Source organism: Xanthomonas sp. NCPPB 1067 (assembly GCF_020783795.1).
Taxonomy (GTDB): domain Bacteria; phylum Pseudomonadota; class Gammaproteobacteria; order Xanthomonadales; family Xanthomonadaceae; genus Xanthomonas; species Xanthomonas melonis.
Window position 1 is genome coordinate 1 of sequence record NZ_JAJGQG010000066.1, and the last position, 1,726, is coordinate 1,726.

General features: G+C 57.9%; 1 protein-coding gene and 2 pseudogenes. All 3 read left to right on the forward strand.

Going from position 1 to position 1,726, the window contains the following annotated elements; genetic code table 11:
* A pseudogene (locus LL962_RS20805) lies at positions 1-290 on the forward strand (hypothetical protein); the annotation flags it as partial.
* 43 nt (positions 291-333) lie between these two features.
* On the forward strand, positions 334-963 hold the full coding sequence (locus tag LL962_RS20810) for an imm11 family protein (RefSeq protein ID WP_228318284.1): 630 nt from the start codon (positions 334-336) through the stop codon (positions 961-963).
* A gap of 35 nt (positions 964-998) precedes the next feature.
* Positions 999-1,726 (forward strand): annotated as a pseudogene (locus tag LL962_RS20815) (hypothetical protein); the annotation flags it as partial.

A 1,726-nucleotide genomic window follows, 5' to 3' on the forward strand; every position in this document is an offset into this window, starting at 1 on the left:
GCGTGCTGGAACTGGAGACCACGCGCGCACTGCTGCAACCCGCACTGGCTGAGCAGGTGCAGGCGATTGCCGCCATCGGGCAGTCGCCGGAAGACAGACAGGGCGAGCAGACGCTGTACCGCTATCGCATCATTGGCACCGAGTTGCAGCCGCAATGGCGCGAAGCGATCGAACTGGCGACTCAACGCACGCGCGAGGTGGAGGGACTCGTGGGCGATGGCGCGATGCAGTTGCAGCGCGGCCCGGGCGGCCAGTTCGGCGCCGATAGCCAGCCCAGCCATCTCAAGCGAACAGTTTGCTACGCTTGATCGATAAAGCATCTTGGAGCAGAAGGTGTCTACAGAGAATAAACCCAAGAAAGGCGAGTTCTATCTCCTAAGGTCCGACGTGCGTGGCGGTGGTCGCGGGCATGGCGTGGAGTTCGAGAACGAAGATGCGGTGCCGTTTTCGATTGCTGACAGCCTGCCCGGAGAGGATGCGGGGCTGGCTTCATTGAAAGAGACCCCGCGCCTGCGCTACGACAGCTGCATCGGCGATATACCCAATGATATGCATAGTGGATTCAAGAGCTACTGGCTGATCTCCGAGCCGCTCAAGCAGGTTCTTGAAGCTGCGGACCCGGAGGGCTTCGCCTTCGCTCTATGCGACTTCCGACTGGAAGACGGTACGCCCGGGGCTCCGCATTACCTTTGCGAGGTGGTGCGGATTATCGATGCCATCGACGAGGAGGCATCCACCGTCAAGGTCTTGACCGGATACCGTAATGGCAAGCACTACAGTGTTGCGGGTGGTGCTGATTTTGCATTCAAGAAAGACGTGATCGGGGACGCGCATGTCTTCAGGACACCTTATACATCAGATGCCTTCTGCGATCGGTTCTTGCGCGATACCTTGATTTCGCAGGGGTTTGGCAAATCGCCCAGGACACGCGGCGTCTGGTTGATAGACGCTTTCGGTTGCTGAGCGATGCATTTCTGGCCGCTTAATGGAGTGAGAAGATGCCCTCCGGTAACGTCATCCTTGAAAGTCATCATGTCATTGAAAATACGATCTTCCGCGATCATAGGTTGCTCAAGAAGTTGCTTGAGCATGACTTGATCGACAAGGATGTATCGATCAATCGCCTGTATCTTCCGGTAGAGGGCAAGCTGGCCGACGAAATCGAAACTTCTCCACACAGAGGACGCACGCGCAGCTCCTACACGAAAGCAATATTCGGCTATCTTGACGATCTGATTGACTCCCCGGATGGTGAGGCCGCAATGCGCAACGACGCTGTTGCACTGAAGCGCGTTGCCGCCAAGGTCCACGACCTGCAAGACACGCTCAAAGTCGCCCTGATCAATGGCGATATGTTCGCAACCACCCCGGATCGCTTGACCAAGGCCGAGGCCAACGCGCAAAACCGCAGCACCTTCTCCGAGTACGATCAATACCGCACTGCCCATGCCGACCAGTTGAAGACGCTACGCTCGATGAGCAACGTCGAAGCCGAATGGGCGGCAATCACTCATTCCGAGCAGCGGATCGCCAAGGTGATCGGTGACGCACGCACGACGGGCAAGAATCTGGTCGGCGTTCCAGGTGAACGGGATGCCGTTATCCGCGAGATCGCCGGCCGCGAGGAATTGCGCATGGCGATCGCGCATGCCGAAGATGCCGGCCGAATAAGGCTATCTGAGTCCAATGCGGCGTTGGTCAAGCAGGTATTGGATGACACCCCGAC